The sequence below is a fragment of the Pseudoalteromonas sp. BSi20429 genome (genome assembly GCF_000238895.1).
Classification (GTDB): domain Bacteria; phylum Pseudomonadota; class Gammaproteobacteria; order Enterobacterales; family Alteromonadaceae; genus Pseudoalteromonas; species Pseudoalteromonas arctica.
In genome coordinates, this window is record NZ_BADV01000040.1 from 1 (window position 1) to 15211 (window position 15211).

General features: G+C 39.2%; 15 protein-coding genes and 1 other RNA gene. 6 read left to right on the plus strand and 10 right to left on the minus strand.

Features of this window, described 5'->3' with window-relative positions; genetic code table 11:
- Nucleotides 1–59: 59 nt before the first annotated feature.
- Genes dolP through P20429_RS10870 form a run of 4 tightly spaced genes read right to left on the minus strand, consistent with a single transcriptional unit; the run spans nucleotide 60 to nucleotide 3513 of the window.
- Nucleotides 60–626, minus strand: coding sequence for a division/outer membrane stress-associated lipid-binding lipoprotein (gene dolP / locus P20429_RS10885; RefSeq protein WP_007582867.1), 567 nt, complete (start codon nucleotides 624–626; stop codon nucleotides 60–62).
- Entirely contained in the window at nucleotides 619–1212 is a 594-nt protein-coding gene (locus tag P20429_RS10880) for an SIS domain-containing protein (RefSeq protein ID WP_002957968.1), read from the minus strand. Before P20429_RS10880 ends, dolP begins: the two co-directional genes overlap by 8 nt.
- A 32-nt stretch (nucleotides 1213–1244) precedes the next feature.
- Nucleotides 1245–1616 (minus strand): YraN family protein, encoded by a 372-nt coding sequence (locus P20429_RS10875; RefSeq protein WP_007582868.1) that lies wholly within the window; start codon nucleotides 1614–1616, stop codon nucleotides 1245–1247.
- A 19-nt stretch (nucleotides 1617–1635) separates the two neighbouring features.
- The gene (locus tag P20429_RS10870) at nucleotides 1636–3513 is read right to left on the minus strand and encodes a penicillin-binding protein activator (protein ID WP_007582872.1); all 1878 of its coding nucleotides are present in this window, start codon (nucleotides 3511–3513) and stop codon (nucleotides 1636–1638) included.
- 61 nt (nucleotides 3514–3574) lie between these two features.
- On the opposite strand from P20429_RS10870, the gene rsmI reads away from it, so the two are divergent.
- Both rsmI and rnpB read left to right on the plus strand, forming a co-directional pair.
- Entirely contained in the window at nucleotides 3575–4432 is an 858-nt protein-coding gene (rsmI, locus tag P20429_RS10865) for a 16S rRNA (cytidine(1402)-2'-O)-methyltransferase (RefSeq protein ID WP_007582874.1), read from the plus strand.
- A 42-nt stretch (nucleotides 4433–4474) separates the two neighbouring features.
- Nucleotides 4475–4839, plus strand: an RNA gene (gene rnpB, locus P20429_RS20115) — RNase P RNA component class A.
- A 75-nt stretch (nucleotides 4840–4914) separates the two neighbouring features.
- Here rnpB and P20429_RS10860 read toward each other — a convergent pair.
- Nucleotides 4915–5994 carry a mechanosensitive ion channel family protein gene (locus P20429_RS10860; RefSeq protein ID WP_007582877.1) on the minus strand — a complete coding sequence of 360 codons (1080 nt, stop codon included), beginning with the start codon at nucleotides 5992–5994 and terminating at the stop codon, nucleotides 4915–4917.
- 117 nt (nucleotides 5995–6111) lie between these two features.
- Between P20429_RS10860 and P20429_RS10855 the strand changes: the two genes are divergently transcribed.
- Complete coding sequence (locus tag P20429_RS10855; RefSeq protein WP_007582878.1) at nucleotides 6112–7065, plus strand: YihY/virulence factor BrkB family protein; 954 nt, start codon at nucleotides 6112–6114, stop codon at nucleotides 7063–7065.
- A gap of 3 nt (nucleotides 7066–7068) precedes the next feature.
- On the opposite strand, the gene P20429_RS10850 is transcribed toward P20429_RS10855, so the two are convergent.
- Both P20429_RS10850 and P20429_RS10845 read right to left on the minus strand, forming a co-directional pair.
- Nucleotides 7069–7956: a LysR family transcriptional regulator gene (locus tag P20429_RS10850; protein ID WP_007582880.1), complete on the minus strand. Its 888-nt coding sequence runs from the start codon at nucleotides 7954–7956 to the stop codon at nucleotides 7069–7071.
- 89 nt (nucleotides 7957–8045) lie between these two features.
- Nucleotides 8046–11150: an EAL domain-containing protein gene (locus tag P20429_RS10845; RefSeq protein WP_007582885.1), complete on the minus strand. Its 3105-nt coding sequence runs from the start codon at nucleotides 11148–11150 to the stop codon at nucleotides 8046–8048.
- Between the two features lie 201 nt (nucleotides 11151–11351).
- On the opposite strand from P20429_RS10845, the gene P20429_RS10840 reads away from it, so the two are divergent.
- Together P20429_RS10840 and P20429_RS10835 are read left to right on the plus strand one after the other, a co-directional pair.
- Nucleotides 11352–12194: a pirin family protein gene (locus P20429_RS10840; protein WP_007582887.1), complete on the plus strand. Its 843-nt coding sequence runs from the start codon at nucleotides 11352–11354 to the stop codon at nucleotides 12192–12194.
- Between the two features lie 21 nt (nucleotides 12195–12215).
- On the plus strand, nucleotides 12216–13190 hold the full coding sequence (locus tag P20429_RS10835; protein WP_007582889.1) for a glutathione S-transferase family protein: 975 nt from the start codon (nucleotides 12216–12218) through the stop codon (nucleotides 13188–13190).
- A gap of 3 nt (nucleotides 13191–13193) precedes the next feature.
- On the opposite strand, the gene P20429_RS10830 is transcribed toward P20429_RS10835, so the two are convergent.
- The 3 genes from P20429_RS10830 to P20429_RS10820 are packed head-to-tail and all read right to left on the minus strand — an operon-like array spanning nucleotide 13194 to nucleotide 14238.
- The gene (locus P20429_RS10830) at nucleotides 13194–13436 is read right to left on the minus strand and encodes a hypothetical protein (protein WP_007582895.1); all 243 of its coding nucleotides are present in this window, start codon (nucleotides 13434–13436) and stop codon (nucleotides 13194–13196) included.
- Between the two features lie 10 nt (nucleotides 13437–13446).
- Entirely contained in the window at nucleotides 13447–13893 is a 447-nt protein-coding gene (locus tag P20429_RS10825; protein WP_007582900.1) for a hypothetical protein, read from the minus strand.
- A gap of 6 nt (nucleotides 13894–13899) precedes the next feature.
- Nucleotides 13900–14238: a hypothetical protein gene (locus P20429_RS10820; protein ID WP_007582901.1), complete on the minus strand. Its 339-nt coding sequence runs from the start codon at nucleotides 14236–14238 to the stop codon at nucleotides 13900–13902.
- Nucleotides 14239–14735: 497 nt separating this feature from the next.
- On the opposite strand from P20429_RS10820, the gene mraZ reads away from it, so the two are divergent.
- Nucleotides 14736–15194: a division/cell wall cluster transcriptional repressor MraZ gene (gene mraZ / locus P20429_RS10815; protein ID WP_007582904.1), complete on the plus strand. Its 459-nt coding sequence runs from the start codon at nucleotides 14736–14738 to the stop codon at nucleotides 15192–15194.
- The last annotated feature ends 17 nt before the right edge of the window (nucleotides 15195–15211 follow it).

Genomic DNA, 15211 nt, shown 5'->3' on the forward strand with positions numbered 1-15211 from the left:
AAATCGAAACCAAAAAAACCGCTAGAATAAGCGGTTTTTTTTATGTCTGTATTTTGTGTTTACAAGTATTCAAATACTTTAATTACACGCTCTACGCCAGAAACATTGCGGGCAATATTTACAGCTTGAGTTGACTCAGAGTCAGATACTAAGCCCATTAAAAAAACTTCAGCATTTTCTGTCACTACTTTAATGTTATTACTGCTAATGTCTTTTGCTGTTAGTAGCTGGGCTTTTACTTTAGAAGTTAGCCAAGAGTCGTGAGTTTGTGTAGTAATGCCAGTATTTGAGCCAATACGAATTTGGTTATGTATTTTACGAATACCTGAAACGCCCTCAATAGTGCGCTGCGCTTCGTTTCTCATTTCTTCGTTAGATACTTGGCCAACAAGTAAAACAATACCGTTAACGCTTACAGCGCTTATATTGGCAAACTTTTCAAGACGTTCTACTTCGCTAAGTGCAATACTGGCTTTTATTTCAATATTGTTATCGTCAATTTGAGAGCCAATAGTACGGCGATCGTTCGCTGCAGTTACTGCACTGGCTGTACCTGCAACAACAGCGGCTGCGCAGCCTTGCAGTAATACAACAGTACCTAAAACAATAAGAGAGCGTTTAAACATAATTTTCATCCTGAGGGAAAAGCGTTAAATCAACAAGTTCGCTTAAACAATGTAAGTTAACTAAATGGGATTCGATAATGCGGCTAGGGCGTTTAGATGGCGATCTAATTTCAACATCGTTAGGTCCAAGTAGCCCTACCAACTCGCCACCATCATCACCAACCATAACTATGACCTTCATATCTTTAGTTAGTGCAGCTTCAACGGCAGAAATAACATGTTTTTCGTTGCCGTTTATAGCCAGTACAAGCAATAAATCACCTTGCTGGGCAAAAGCGCGGACTTGGCGAGCAAATGTATCGTGATCGTCTACTTGAGTACTTTGCCCAAGATTAACGTTTTCTTGCGATAGAGCAATTGCAGGTAAGCAGGGACGTTCGGTTTCATAATGATTAACCAACACACCCGCCATATGCTGAGCGAGCATGTGGCAATTTGCAGTACCGCAGCAAATGAGTTTATTTCCGTTGATCAGACTTTGTGCAATAGTAAATGCAGCTGACTCAAGAGCACTAGGTAGCACTTCACCAGCAGCGATTTGAACTTGAATGCTTTCTGTAAAAATTTCTTTAATTGTGTCTTGCATAGCCTACCAATAATTTATCTTTGTATTTGCGTTTAAAATACATTTTTAAGCCAATTAATATTAGAAGATGCTTCTCCTGTAATGGCTACATAATCAATTCTTAGAGCTTGGTTAGTTAAATTTTTAGCTGCTAAGTAATGATAAATACTACGTTTTAATCGAGCTTGTTTTTGTGGACTAAGCGCATAGTTGGCACCGCCACGAGCATTATTTTTGCGAAACTTAACCTCAACGAATACAAGGGTATCGCCTTCTTTCATAATGACATCAAGCTCACCAAAGGGGCAGTAATAATTACGTTCTATGGGTGTTAGCCCTTGAGTAACTAAGTATTTTTGCGCTTCAAGCTCATAATACTGGCCTTTTTCGCGACTATTGTGCCACAGCTCTTTAAACCACGACATGCCGCCCCCTTAATTAAATTTAATTGATAGTTTGTATGTCACCCGCTGATTGCATAAACAATGGTACAGGGCGTTGTGTTTCTAATTGCACAGGCTTAATGCGACGGTTTGTATATTGAGCCCAGTCGAGCGTGCGTTCTATATGGCCGCTGGTATTAACAGATAACTTACCGCTTAAACCACTATATTGATTGCCTGGCATTACGCTTAACTGCCTGATGTCATGTAATATTGATACAGCATCGTACGCCATTGCAAATAAGCGTTGGCTAATATCTACTTGCTCTGGCCATAACGAATCATACTGCTGGCGTAAGTTATGTTGTTTAATTTGCGAATCGAGCATCCACGGCAATTCAGTGAAGTATAGGCCGTCTAAGTCGCCTTTGTCAGTACTGTCAATTTGTTTACTATGACTTTTAGAGCTGGCATAAAGTGGAATACGATCTGCAAATGTACTTACGTTAACATCAAGGTAAGGTTTAATTAAGCGTGTTTCTATTGCATCACCCAAAATATAAATAACGTCTATATCACTACGCGAACGGGTTTCGTTTTCTACTTCCTGTTTAAATAGTGCTTTAATCGTTTTTATGCGCTCTTTTGATTTATCAACTTCTAACAAGCTGGTAATTGTATTAGGCATATCTTTTTTATCGTTATAAAAACCTATTTGCGGCTTGGTTTCGCTATAGCGTTGCCACTGTAAGTTAAAGTAATCAACCAAGCGTTGGCCATTTGCGTTATTTGGTGCAAGCAACATAGGTTTTTGATAGCCCTTAGTTAAAAAGTGTTCTAAGGCTTGTTGTACTTCGTGCTCAGGGTTTAGTGCAAAGTAATAATGCTGAAGCGAAATTCGCTCACCATCAAAGGTGTTTAAATGCAGTACCGGAGTATCAATAAGAGTTTGTGCATTGGCAAGTTTATCAATATTTGCTTTAAGTAGAGGACCAATTACAAAGTCAGGCTTTATTTCTTCAAGTTGCGCTGCAATTTCTTCTGTACTTAGGTTTTCATCAATAAAAATAGTGTCGTTGATATTTTGCGTATCAAGTGCAGCTAATACGCCAGCTTTAAGGGCATCACCTAAACGTTCGTTAGGGCCCGATTGTGGAAACAGTACAACTAAGCGCTCTATATTGATAGGAGCAAGTTCAGTAAGCATTTCATCTTGTTCAGGTAATACAGTAAAAGCCGGATGCCCAATATAGCGTCTGCGCCAATTGTTGATCGCTTGATCTAACTCTACGCCACTACTTGCATATACTTGATGATATAACGCTAGGTTAGCCCACCCTTGCTGAATAACCGAACCACGGTTAAAGCGTTCAAGCGCGTAAGAAGAAAGTTGCTTTAAGTTATCCCACAAATTTTGATTAAGTTGAGGGATTTCTATATTATTTTTTGTTGCTGTTTCAGAGGCTCTAAAAAAGTAGGGTGCAGCTTTTTTAGGAAAATTTTGCGATGCGTAAATGCTGGCCGTTAAAAACTGATGCCAAGCAAAATGCTCAGGTTGAGTCAGTTGTCCGTCTAGCGACTGTAAAATAACCAAAGCTTGATCATTTTTATTCTGTTGTTTTTGTGCAAATGCAATATAAAGGCGGTTCTGGATTTGATCAACACTTGCGGTTAATTCAAGCTCATTCCCAATTATCTCTAATAAAGGCCAGTTTTGCTCACTAATTGCTGCATCACGGGCGCTATACAATAACTGTATTTTATCGGCACCTTGGCGGTTTTGCGCCAATTGATAGATAGATTGCGCACTGGTTGCCTGATTTTGCAGTGCATTAGTGCGGTTACTTACGTTATCGCTGTTTTTAGTTGGTTTTTCGGTTGTGCTACACGCCGATAACCCTGACAATATAATTAATAGACTAACTAGTTTAAGTCGCACAATGATTTCCCAATACGTTAACGCGATTTGCTTATATTACTGACTGACGCAGGAGACCTCAATGTTAAATGAGGAGAATTCACAGAAAATTGGCACTCTTTACATTGTTGCCACCCCAATTGGCAATTATGACGACTTAAGTCACCGTGCCATTGCGACATTATCGCAAGTTGACTTAATAGCTGCTGAAGACACTCGCCATACCGGCAAGCTACTTAGCCACTTTGGAATTAAGGCAAAAACGTTTGCATTACACGACCACAACGAAAAGCAAAAAGCACAACAAATTATTGATCAACTTAATCAAGGTTTAAATATTGCTTTAGTATCTGACGCTGGTACGCCACTAATTAGTGACCCAGGCTACGCTGTTGTAAGTCTATGTCGTGAACAAGGCGCTCATGTTACACCTGTTCCAGGTGCATGTGCTGCAATTACAGCCGTATGTTGTTCAGGCTTACCAACCGACCGCTTTCAGTTTATTGGTTTTACGCCAGCTAAAAGCAAAGCTCGCCAAGACTTTTTTATCGAAGCTGTTAACTCAGGCATTACCAGCATAATGTACGAAAGTACGCACCGTATTATGGCAAGCCTTGATGATTTAGCACTAGCCCTAGGTGATGAGCAGCAAGTTGTGTTTGCTAAAGAGCTAACCAAAACCTTTGAAACATTTTTTAATGGTAGTGTAAGTGAGCTTAAACAGTTTTTAACTGATGATCCTACCAAGCAGCGCGGCGAAATAGTGCTTATGCTTGCGGGCAAACCAAAGCAAATAGACGATGTTCCGCCTGAAGCGCGAAAAATGCTGGCACTTCTTGAAAGCGAAATGCCAATGAAAAAAGCCTGTGGCGTTGTTGCTGAATACTTTGGAATGAAGAAAAACGCTTTATACAAAACAATTATTGAAGAAAAAGAGTAAATTTTACTGCGCTTGGTATTAGCCTCATGTATACTGCGCGCCGAGTCAGCCAAGATGATCGCTGCCTGTGACGAAAATGATCAGGGGGAGGAAAGTCCGGGCTCCATAGGGCAGAGTGCCAGCTAACGGCTGGGGGGCGTGAGCCCACGACAAGTGCAGCAGAGAGGAGACCGCCAATCTTCGGATTGGTAAGGGTGAAAGGGTGCGGTAAGAGCGCACCGGGCCGCTAGTAATAGTCGGTTGCAAGGTAAACTCCACTCGGAGCAAGACCAAATAGGGTTCCTTATGGCGTGGCCCACGTTGGAACCGGGTAGGTTGCTTGAGCCATAGAGCGATTTATGGCCTAGACGAATGATTATCACTTTCTTCGGAAAGGACAAAACCCGGCTTATACGGCTGACTCACTCATTCAATAAAAAGCCCGCAGTTAACACTGCGGGCTTTTTTGTGTTTAAGTTTTAGTTAATACAATTTAAGCATTATTAAATAATATTTTTCCCTTGTTCTGGATCGCGAGATTGCTCTGCTTGTTCACGTATTTCGTCGGTATCACTACTTACATCATCAAGCGTTTTAGTTTGCTCAACAGTTTCACTTTTTTCGCTTTGTATTTGCGATGGTTGTTTTTCCTCTAAGCTAGAAGCATTTTCATTAGGGTCGGTGAGTATAATTCTCTCTCGTGCGTCATCAGGCATGCTGATTTTTTGTTTTGTGAACTCATTGACTAATTCGCGCATAAGTTGAGAGGCTACTTTTAATGGGCTGTGCTGCTCGCTATTAACCCAAAAATACAAAACGAAGTTAATAGTAGATGAGCCTAAGTTTTTTATTAAAACCTGCGCGGGTGGGTCGCTAAGTACTGCATTTTGTTGATTGGCAATATCGAGGGCGAGGGTTTGTGCGCTGCGTATATCGTTATCGTAGCCAATACCAATTTCTACTTTGCCGCGCATTTTTGGATTGGCAGTCAGGTTTTTAATGGTATTTTTATATACAGTCGCATTGGGTATTTGAATATGATTGCCATCGTAATCAACAAGTGTGGTTGCTCTTGCGGTTACTTTTTTAACAATACCTAATCGGCCATCCACTTCAATTACATCGTCAATTTTAAAAGGTCTTTGTACGCTCAGTAATAAACTAGCAATAAAGTTCTCTGCTATGTCTCTAAAAGCAAAGCCGAGTATTAAACCTATTAACCCAGTCCCACTCATAATAGCAACAGCAAACTGAGTAAGCCCTGCTAAACGTAAAAATAAATATACCCCAAATAAAATTATTAGGGTGCTTATGCTGCGCCTTATGACTAAGTGAACAAGCTTGCTGTCAGTCATATAGTCAATGGGTTTGATTAGTAATCTAGAAAGTGGTCCTGAAATTAAGTAACTGAGTACTAAAAGCATTATGCCGAGTAAAAGAGTGGGTAATATTTGCGCTGTTACGTGAAGTAATTGCACGCCTTGCTCATAAAAGAAATTCCACGAAAGTGTATCAACTTTGATCACGTCAGTTATTGGTGTTGTATTATTTAGCGCTACACTGCTTTTTAGGGTACCGAGCATGGCTTATCTTCCGTGTTAGAGTCATTTATAGATAAATATTAGCAAGTTTGGTACCAAACGCTTATAACTTGGCAAATATTTTGCTGTAGTAACGTAATACAAATATTGAGGTTTAGAATGAAAGAAGCTAAACGAGGACAGCAAGCAGAGCAGCCTGCACATATCCCTTTTATAGGTTGGTGGGATATTGTTAAACGTATTTTTAAGCAAATGAGTGAAGATAACTTATCTATAGTGGCAGCCGGTGTGGCATTTTATGCGTTACTTGCTATTTTTCCAGCCATTGCGGCGATGGTATCAGTGTATGCGTACTTTTCATCCCCAACAGATATTAGTGAGCACTTAAGTAAAATAGTTACTTTGCTTCCACCAAGCACTAGTGAACTGATTTTATCTCAGGTTTCTAGCCTAGCTAAAACATCAAGTGCAAGCTTGAGCTTAAGTGCAATTGGTACGCTCATACTTACTATTTGGAGTAGCTCAAAGGGCAGCCAAGCACTTATTACTGCATGTAATATTAGTTATCGTGAATATGAAAAACGCTCATTTTTTCAGGCTCAACTAGTGCGCTTTTTATTTTCGGTAGGGGCGATTGTAGTCGCAATTTTTGCGCTATTAATTATTGGTATTTTACCTATTGTACTTAATTTAGTGGGACTAAAAGAAAGTATAGATTTATTAATTAAACTCATTTCTTGGCCATTACTGGCTTTTACCTTTAATTTTGCTTTGGTACTTTTATATCGTTATGCCCCACATCGTAAACCTGCTAAATGGCGTTGGATCACAATGGGGTCGTCTATTGCTACCGTGCTGTGGATTTTGGCATCTATAGGTTTTTCTTTTTATGTGTCGCGTTTTTCTAGTTACAACGAAACGTATGGCTCACTAGGTGGTGTAGTGATCATGCTGATGTGGTTGTATATCAGCGCTTATATAATCACATTAGGTGCTGTAATTAATGCAGCTACTGAGCAGCAAACAGGTAAAGATAGCACTGTAGGGCCGGCTAAAGAGCGTGGGCAGCGAGGCGCCTATGTAGCAGATCACCTCGATGTAAAAAATGAATAGCTATTAATTAGTTAAATTAGTAAGTGCAGTAATTTGCTCTTTAAATTCTTGTGCTGCAGGACCAAGCCTGTCGTTGTCGTTGCACATTAAATATAAATTAAGAGTGCGGGTTGTACCTTGATCTAAATTAAGTGTAATGAGGGTTTGATCTTCAATTAAGTGTGCAATTTGTGTTTTTGGCAGCCAAGCGTAACCTAAATTTTGGCTAACCATATCAATAGAGTTGCGTAAATGGCTTACTGTCCAGCGCATATCTGCACCTAACCAGCCATCATTGTGACTGGTGTGGGTTGCTGAATCGCGAACTACTATTTGTCTATGTAGCTTTAAATCACGAAAGTTGAGTTGTTCAGTATGTTGGTGTAATACATGGTCTTTATGCGCAACCGCTATAAACTCTATATCACATAACGTACTGCAACTAATTCCATAGATAGGAATTGACGAAATAGCTAAATCAACCACTGAGTTATGTAGTAATTCGTTTGCACCGGTTAGCACGCTTTCTACTAAATCAATTTTTAAAAGAGGGTAAAGCTCACTCGTTTTAGCAAGTGCTTGATATAAAATAGCGTGTGGAAAAACCTCATCAACAGCTATTTTTAATGTGCTTTCCACGCCTTCGCTTAGTGTACTTGCTACCGATTCTATTTTAGTCGCTTCTTCAATTAAAAACTCGGCTCTGCGTAAAATCAGCTTACCGCTATCGGTTAAAAATGCTTTACGGCCTTTTACTTCAAGCAACTTAATTTGCAAGGCGGCTTCAAGTTTTTGCACAGCATGGTGTACGGTTGACTGACTTTTATGTACAGCTGCGCTTGCGCCTGCAAACCCGCCATGATCCACAACCGCTTTAAACATTCGCCATTGCTCTAATGTTGCTTTTGCCATTTTTAAATCCTGTTACTACTTTATATCTGATTGCTTAACTTGACCGCGCAGACGCATTATTTATTGCGTAACAGTGATTTTTTGTCTATTTATTTTAACAAAGCTACTTTTTTATCAGCTAGAAGTGCCATAAAACTGCTTTTATTTAAAGGTCTTGAAAATAAATAACCTTGACCGTAATCGCATCCTGCTTCAAGTAGTAGCTGCATTTGTAATTTAGTTTCAATTCCTTCGGCGATTACTTTTAAGCCCAACTGATGCGCCATAACAATGATGGCTTCACACAATGCAAGTTCTTGGCTGCCTACTTGAATATTATCAACAAAACGTTTATCTATTTTTAAATAGTCGGTGTCCATTTCTTGTAAGTAAGCGAGCGACGAATACCCGGTACCAAAATCATCAAGAGCAAGCTGCATTCCTGATTTTACTATTTCTTTTAGGCGTCTTTGCGTAAGTGCTTCAGGGTTAACCATTAAGCCTTCAGTTATTTCTGCGACAATTGACGAAGCAGGCAGCTTTGCTGCTTTTAGCATATCGTACCATTCATCTATGCCACTCTCTGGCGTGGATAATTGCACTGGCGATACGTTTACACTTATTTGAAAAGTATCATCGGTTAGTGTTTTTATATCGTTAAGTGTTTGCAAAGCTTGGGCAAATACAAATTGACCAATTACATTTATTTGCCTGGTTTCTTCAGCAAGTGGGATAAATGCGATAGGGCTAATTAGGCCTTTTTCGGGATGTTGCCAACGAATAAGCGCTTCAGCTTTATGAATATGTAAATCATTTAAAGCAACTATGGGCTGATAAAATAACTCAAACTGTTCAAGTTCTATGGCACTTCGTAAGTCTTTTAATAGCACCATGCGCGCGTGTGCATATTCGCGCATGTCAGCAGAGAAAAACTCAAAACAGTTACGACCATTACTTTTTGCTTTATACATAGCCTGATCGGCTGCCTTTAAAAGCTGTTCAGTATTTTCACCATCATTAGGAGCGCAAGCAATGCCTATGCTTGCACTAATAAATAACTCTTCGTTTTCAAGATGCAAAGCTGACGATAGACTAAGTAAAATATTACTCGCAATTTGATTAATATGGCGCGTACTTTTAATGTGACTAAATACAATAACAAACTCATCTCCCCCAATTCGTGCCACAAACTCAGCGTTTTTTGCCGACTGGACTATACGCTGAGATACGAGTTTTAATAAGTTATCGCCATAGTGATGGCCTAATGTGTCATTAATATCTTTAAAGTGATCAATATCTAAAAGCATGACAACCAATTGATTATCTGGAGTAACAACATTTGAAAATCGTTGATTTAATCGCTCCTTTAATTCTAAACGATTTGGTAAGTCAGTTAGGTGATCAAAATGAGCTTGTCGCCAAATGGTTTCATCAGCTTGTTTTTTTTCTGTGAGGTCTGTGAATATCGCGATACGACGAATAGGTGCGTTGTTTGTATCATAAATAGTATCGATTGTGAGCCACTCAGAATAAAGCTGCCCGTTTTTTTTACGGTTAATAACCTCGCCTTGCCAGCGGCCTGTTTGCTGTAATTCAGACCACATTTTATTGTAAAAATTCTTATCATGTTTTCCTGATGAAAGAATTGAAGAGGACCGGCCAATTACTTCTTCTTTACTATATAAAGTCGTTTTGCAAAATGCAGGATTTACATCAAATATGATACCCGTTGGATCGGTGATTGCCATGCCTTCACTACTGTTGTTATACACTAGTGAGGCAAGGTGGAGTGCTTCTTCATTTACTTTTCGTTGTGTTATATCTCGTAGCACAACAACGTATTCATTTTTACTTTGCATTGCGCTAATACGTGCTTCAAAGCTGCGTTTAGGATCTGATTTTTCGAGTGTGAATTCTAAATTACTCGAAACATCAAGTTTAGATAACTGCGATAACAAAAGCTGAACATTGCTGTGTGAAAGTATTGATGATAAATGAGGTACTACAGTGCTGTTAGGATTTACTTGAGGCTTAAACTGTCCTGTTATGTTGAGAATATCGCCATGGATGTTAATTCTAACGTAACTATCGGGCAGAGTATTAAGCAAGCTAGTAAGCTCATCATGCTTGTTTTTTAAATTAGCTTCAGCTGTTAACCGAGTTTGCGCCATTGATTTAAAACGCTGATAGAGAGTATTTAGCTCTGGATTATTGGGTTGTATTTTTTGTGACGGCATTTCGCCCTTAGCCAATACGTTTGTTGCATTTGTTAGATTATTAATTGGGTCAATAATGCTGGTTTTAAGTAGTTTACGTGCAATTAAAGACAGTATCAGCAGCGATAAAATAAACACACCAATCGCTATAAAAAAATTATTATTTATTTGCTTTAAAGCATGTGTGACAGGAAGTGCGATATGTATATTTAAGCTGTTATTACTTGGATCGCTGTAAATAACAGAGTGATGAAGCATTCGGGCTTCACCTTCAATAGACTTTATTTTTGTTGATGCCTCATTATCAATCGAAGAATCAGTTGCTAATAAAGTCTGTGCAATATTATCGCCAAGCGCGGCCGTTGTAGGTGGGTAACGCGCTAAAATTTTTCCGTTAGAATCAGCAATTGCAGCAATAGAGCCTGGCGGAAGTTCAATGTCATTAAAAGCATTGTTCCACCAGTCAAGCGCAACAACGATAACTACAACGCCCTGAATTACATTTTTTTTATTAATAATAGGTAACGCAAAATTAAGGGTGTTTTTTTGCAGACTTCGGTCGTGCTGAAAATAACCTACCGACAATTGGTTACTTTTTAAGGCGTTTTGGAAATACGCCCGATCGGCAATATTAATTGTTTTGGCTAACCCGCTTGTTGTACATATAACAATGCCATTTGGATCTATAATCCCGATATTGGCAACATGTGCGTAAATAGATCTAAATTGATTAAAATAATTAGGGCAGGTCGTTGCTAGATTTTCTTTCTTACTTTCCTCTTTAGCCAAATAACGCGCTAAACGGTCAATATCATCGACTAAGTGCTTTTGCTGTAAAATTAATTGCTTAGCAATATTTTCTACTTTTTTTTCGCTTTGCTCAATAGAGTGATCGCGTTCAAGCAGCAGTGTAAAAATAATTACAGCGGTGCCCGGAATACTTAGCAATATAAGTAAACGATAAAGCTGATGTTTGAGAGAATAAGTAAAAATAACCATTCCTTAGTTTTGTATTTTGCAATAACAATTGTAGCCAAATTCACTCCAAATAACCATAGTAATTATAAGGTTGAAAATGTAACCAATGAATCATTATAGTTCTATTTTTTGGAATGTTAAGGTCGATTTAAAGACATAGTTGTTTTGTTTAATGGATGATTTAATAACCCCATAAACTTATTCTTTAGAGTGAATTAATAAATGAAAATATCAAAAATACTTACAGCTTATGCAACTCAAGATGGCGACGGCGTGAGCATTAGCCGTATACCTGGGTTTGATGGTAAATATTTAGATCCCTTTTTAATGATTGATGAACTTAAGTCAGACGACAAAAAAGATTATATGGGAGGCTTTCCTGAGCATCCGCACCGAGGTATTGAAACGTTTACTTATATTCTAAAAGGTGGCTTTGAGCATCGTGACCAAATGGGTAACAGAGAAGCAATTAAAGCAGGTGATGTGCAATGGATGAGTACAGGGCGCGGCGTCATGCACAGTGAAATGCCACTCGCGGATGCTGTAGATGGACTGCATGGCTTTCAAATTTGGATCAACATGCCAAGCGCAGAAAAAATGCGTGATTCACGTTATCAAGATACGACTAAAAACCCAGCTCCGAGTTTTACAAATACGCAAGGTGTGACGTTAAAAGCACTTGCGGGATCGTGGCAGTTTGAAAGTGAAACGCTTAAAAGTAGTTTGCAAAGTTTAGCTGCCAATGCGGCGCTCGCTGATATTACATTACCTGCTGGTAAAAGCATGAGTTTAGAGCCTCTTAGCCAACAAAAAGTAATGCTTTATATTCATAGCGGCTCACTAATAACGAGCGACAATCAAACAATACCAGCGGGCAAGTTACTTATTTTAGAACCAGACAGTGACATTAATATTAGCTCTGAGCACGGCGCTGGTGTTTTGGTTTTAGCAGGCGATCCACTTAATCAACCGATTGCTCATATGGGGCCGTTTGTAATGACGACTCAAGCTGAAGTACAGCAAGCAGTGCGTGATTATCAAAACGGCGAGTTTGGCAAAATTTAACGGTATTTTTAGGAGAGTTTTATGGGATTATTAGTTAACGGCCAATGGCAAGATAAATGGTACGACACCGATTCAAGTAACGGTAAGTTTGAACGCGAAACAGCGCAGTTACGTCACTGGATCACTGCAGATGGTAGCGCTGGAATAACGGGCGAGGCCGGTTTTAAAGCTCAAGCGAACAGGTATCATTTATATGTGTCACTTGCGTGTCCTTGGGCGCATCGAACGCTTATATTTAGAGCGTTAAAAGGGCTGCAAGATTTAATTACGGTGTCGGTTGTTAGCCCTGACATGCTTAATAGTGGTTGGGAGTTTGATACGAAAAATCATAGTACTGGCGATGCATTATTTAATAGTAATTACTTACATCAAGTGTATACAAAAAATAACCCTGAGTATTCTGGGCGAGTAACGGTTCCCGTATTGTGGGATAAAAAGCTCAATAAAATTGTTAGTAATGAGTCTGCCGATATTATACGTATGTTCAATAGTGCGTTTAATGAATTAACAGGTAATAACGATGATTACTATCCTGAGGCACTGCAACCAAAAATTGACGAATTAAATACACTGATTTATCCAAATATAAATAATGGTGTTTATCGTACGGGCTTTGCTACAACTCAAGATGCGTATGAAGAGGCGTTCAACGATGTATTTAAAGCACTCGATACAGTAGAGGGGATACTGAGCAAACAGCGGTATTTAACAGGGGATAACCTCACAGAGGCTGATTGGCGATTATTCACCACGCTCATTCGGTTTGATAGTGTGTATGTTGGCCACTTTAAATGTAATTTACGCACAATTGAAAGCTATCCTGCACTGAGCGGATACCTTAGAGAGCTATATCAGGTTAAGGGTGTAGCACAGACAGTTGATTTTTATCATATTAAACGTCATTACTATTTTAGCCATACAATGATCAATCCAACACAAGTTGTGCCAAATGGCCCAAGTGTTGATTACTTATCTGATCACGGTAGAAATGTTTAACGTTTAAGCAAATAGCCTAACAAGCCAGCCGTATTTTCTTACCAAGCTGGTTTCGCCTTTCCCTGCTTGTACAGCTGCGCCGGCTAAAAAGGCACTTGTTAGTCCCACTTTAGTTGCGGCAAAACGCTTTAGTCTATATTGAAACGCTGCATGATGTTGGCGTTTTAACTCACTGCGCGTGTCCATTTGCTTACTAAGAGCATCAACGTTTTCATTAGGTGCTTTGATTAAGTAGTTAACTAACATGATAATTTCCTTATAAGTTAAACAGTTGTTTTAAGCTTTTGAGCGTTTTACTAAAGCCAATTTTATTGCTTAGGTAAACTGTATTTTTCCAAAGCCATGCTAAACAAGCAACTTGCAGCAAAGCAGCTGTTGCAATACTCAGCCATACTGACCCAAAAACATCGTATACACCGTATCCAACAGCACCTAGAAATCCTGCCCACAACAAAACCAAACCACTGGCAAAACAGCCTAAAAATATAGTGATCAATGCAAGCGATCTAAGCGATAACCGCCATTCAGCTTTAGCAAGCTGATGGGTGATCTTTCCTTGAGTTTGGTAATCGTCCTTGAGCTGCTTAGAGTACTCTAAAAGCTTTGCAATATGATCTTGCCAATCGTCCTTTTGGCTCTGCTGCTCAGTAGTTTGGTTTTGCGCTTCACCATCCTTGGCTGCGCTTGTTTGTGGGTTATTCATCACTGATTACTTACGACGAAATAGTGATGTAATCAGCATACCCGCAGCAAAAGCAATACCCGCGGTTGCTAATGGATTTTCAGAAGCAAATGCACGGGTTTTAGCTGTACATTCACTTAACTTTTCACGTGCAATAAGTTGTTTTTCGCTTAATGCATCTGCTGAGCTAGAAGCTCCTTTACGCACACTGCTTTCAGCTGTTGCAGCTTTGCTAGAAAGTGCATCTACCGCATCGTGCGCCGCTGATGTTGCTTTTTCTGTAAGAGGAGACTCAGTATTTGTTAGTTTAACGTCAGGCTTAACATCTGAAGTTGTGTTTGGTTTCGTATTTGTTGCAGTAGCCATAATCAATCCTTAATAAGTTAAAAAATTTAAATAGTGATTCAGATGATGCAATGATTAAACCAAAACTGTTATTTATTTTAACCTGTTGAATTTATTGCTTTTACTGTGCATATGTAGCTTTTTTATATTTAGTAATTTAAAGCAAACAGTAACTATTACTACACGATTAGGTAAATTTTACAAAGAGAGTAAAAATGCTTAAAAAGTTGTAAATATTCATTGGTTATTCAGTAAGTAAAGTGTGTAAACAGAAAGTTATAAAAAACAGAATAGATATTTTTTTCATCACAATCCCACTTTTTCCCACGTAATTCAAACGCTTCGCTTGAGCCCTTATTTTTTCTAGCTTTGGGACTTACTAAAGCTGGTCAGCTTACTTGACAAAATGGCTTGTCAAGCCCTAAACTGGAGCACTGTGGTAAAAAGTGGTTTTTAGTGGATCACACTGGATAAAAATAAACAAAAGTTGAATAAAACAATTTTAAAGTAGGTTTTTTATGTTTCGTGGCGCGAGTTCACTGAGTTTGGATGATAAGGGGCGTTTTGCGGTACCGACTAAGTACCGAGAATCTCTATTGTCTGAAGATCAGGGAACGGTTATTTGTACCGTCGCATTAAATGAGCCGTGTTTATGGTTGTATCCGCTGGCTGAGTGGCTAGAAATAGAAAGCCGTTTAGCTAAAATCTCCAATATGAACCCACGAGCCCGTCGAATGCAGCGTATGTTGCTCGGGAATGCTACTGAATATCAACTTGATAAAAATGGTCGAATTTTGCTTGCGCCGTCACTGAGGGCTCATGCATCACTTGGCAAAAAAATCATGCTAGTTGGTTTGATGAATAAATTTGAAATTTGGGATGAGGCGCGTTGGCACGAGCAAATGCAGCAAGATACTGAGCTTGAAAGGCTTGGCGATTTTGAACCTAACCAAGATTTAGATAATTTTACACTCTAACAGCACAAAAAAAGGCA